Source organism: Spirillospora sp. NPDC046719, from assembly GCF_040645715.1.
Classification (GTDB): domain Bacteria; phylum Actinomycetota; class Actinomycetes; order Streptosporangiales; family Streptosporangiaceae; genus Spirillospora.
The window spans coordinates 1-1,966 of sequence record NZ_JBEYYT010000828.1 but is presented as its reverse complement, the minus strand read 5'-3'; the positions used below and the strand labels follow the sequence as shown (position 1 = coordinate 1,966).

Genomic DNA, 1,966 nt, shown 5'->3' with positions numbered 1-1,966 from the left:
GTGTTCAGCGGTGTTCTCTTCCGATCGCGCTGTACGCAGGGTTGCGCGTCGCCGGGGCGCTGATGGCGCACGCGCCGATCGTCGCGGCGGCGGTCAGCCCCGCCGTGCTGCTGGTCGTGGTGCTGGCGGCCCGCCGCCTCCACCCCGCCGGCACCTCCTGACGGACCCGCACCGCGCCTGGCCCGCGGGTCCTGACGGGCCCGCGGGTCACGCGCGCCCGCGGGTCACGCGCGCCCGCCGGTCAGGGGCGGCCGTCCCAGCGGGCGCGGGCCATGTCGACGCGGCGGCCGTCCGGACGCAGCGGGGTGCCCTCGGCCCGGTAGTGCTCGTGCGCCTCGACCTCGTTGCAGCTCGGCGGGCGGCCGTCCGCGCGGATCACCCGCCACCACGGCACCCCGCCGCCGAACAGCGACATCACCCGTCCGACCTGCCGCGGCCCGCCCCGCCCCACCATCTCGGCGATGTCCCCGTACGCGAGGACGCGGCCCGGCGGGATGCGGTCCACCGTGTCCAGGACCGCCTCGGCGTACTCGTCAGGTTCCGACCACATGCGACGATTCTCCAGCCCTCGTCACGCGACCGCCACCCGGCCGCCACCAGCCCCGCCAGGCACAGCGCGCAGACGGCGACGCAGGTGACCACGAGCGCGCCCGACCGGTGGACGACCTGGACGGGCCGGACGTCCCCGGCCGCGAACCGGCGCCCGGCGGGCAGCCCCGCGCCGCCCGTGCGGGCGCCCGCGAGCGCGTCGGACGCGGTCAGCGCGGCGAGCGCGTCGACCCGGCCGAAGCCGACACCGAGGTCGTAGCCGCCGGCCGGGCGGTGCCGGGCGCTCGCCGCGACCGCCTGCGCGACCAGCGCCGGGGCCAGCCCCGGATGCCGCGACCTGACCAGCGCCGCGACGCCCGACACGAACGCGGTCGCGGGGCTCGTGCCGTCGCCGATCCAGTACCGGTCGCCGGGCCCCGCGCCGACGATCTGGACGCCGGGCGCCGACACGCTGACGGCCGAGTTGCGGTTGGAGAAGTTCGCGTGCCGGCCCCGCGCGTCCACGGCCGCGACCGAGATGACGCCGGGGAACGACGCCGGATAGGAGTACCGGGCGTGGCCGCCGCGCCTGGCGGTCCGGTCGGCGCCGCCGTTGCCGGCCGCCGCGACCACCACGACGTTCCGGCCGATCGCGTAGGCGACGGCGGCGCGCTCCCGCTCGGTCGGGTACGAGCGGCCGAGCGACAGGTTGATCACGTCGGCGCCGTGGTCGACGGCGTACCGGACGCCGTCCGCGATCGTCCCCGCGTAGCGGCGGTTCCCGGTGAACGCCGCGAAGCCCGGCTCGTCCCGTTCCAGGATCACCCGCAGCGACAGCAGCCGGGCCTGCGGCGCCACCCCGACCACGCCGAGGCCGCCGCCCGGTCCGTGCCCGTGACCGGCGATGAGGGACGCCATGTTGGTGCCGTGCAGCCGCTTCGGCGGGACGCCGCGCGGCGACGCGCCCTCGGTGTAGTCGGGGCCGGTCGTCACCGAGCCCGCGAGGTCGGGCTGCTCCGGGTCCACGCCCGAGTCCAGGACCGCGACGGTGGTGCCCGCGCCGCGTGCCAGCGCCCACGCCTCCGGGACGTCCAGGGACTCCAGCACCGCCGTCACCGCGTCCCGCACCTGGTCGGCGTGCGCGGTGCCCGGGACCAGCGGCGGGACGGCGAGGGCGGCCGCGGCCAGCGCCGCGCTCAGCCGCCTCAGCACGACCACTCCGGGGTGCCGCAGCGGACGCGGGCGGGCGTGGTGAGGGGGCGCAGCACCCCGTCGGCCAGCTGCGGCGCCAGCTCGGCGAGGTCGGGCAGGTCCCGCGCGGCGCGCAGGGTCGGCCGCCCGTCGGCGTACCCGACGGTGGCGGCGACGACGTACGAGCCGCGCAGCGCGGCCGCGGCCGCCTGCCGGGCCGCGTGGGCGAACCGCGCCGCGACGGTGC

The 1,966-nt window shown here is 78.8% G+C and carries 2 protein-coding genes and 1 pseudogene; all 3 read right to left on the bottom strand.

All coding sequences use genetic code 11. The annotated features are described in order from the left end of the window. Positions 1-241 precede the first annotated feature (241 nt). A complete protein-coding gene (locus ABZ914_RS50710) occupies positions 242-505 on the bottom strand; it encodes an MGMT family protein (protein WP_347256539.1) in 264 nt (87 codons plus the stop codon). Further along, on the bottom strand, positions 415-1,740 hold the full coding sequence (locus tag ABZ914_RS50705) for a S8 family serine peptidase (RefSeq protein ID WP_500201729.1): 1,326 nt from the start codon (positions 1,738-1,740) through the stop codon (positions 415-417). Before ABZ914_RS50705 ends, ABZ914_RS50710 begins: the two co-directional genes overlap by 91 nt. After that, positions 1,734-1,966: pseudogene (locus ABZ914_RS50700) on the bottom strand (hypothetical protein); the annotation flags it as partial. The pseudogene ABZ914_RS50700 and the gene ABZ914_RS50705, both read right to left, overlap by 7 nt.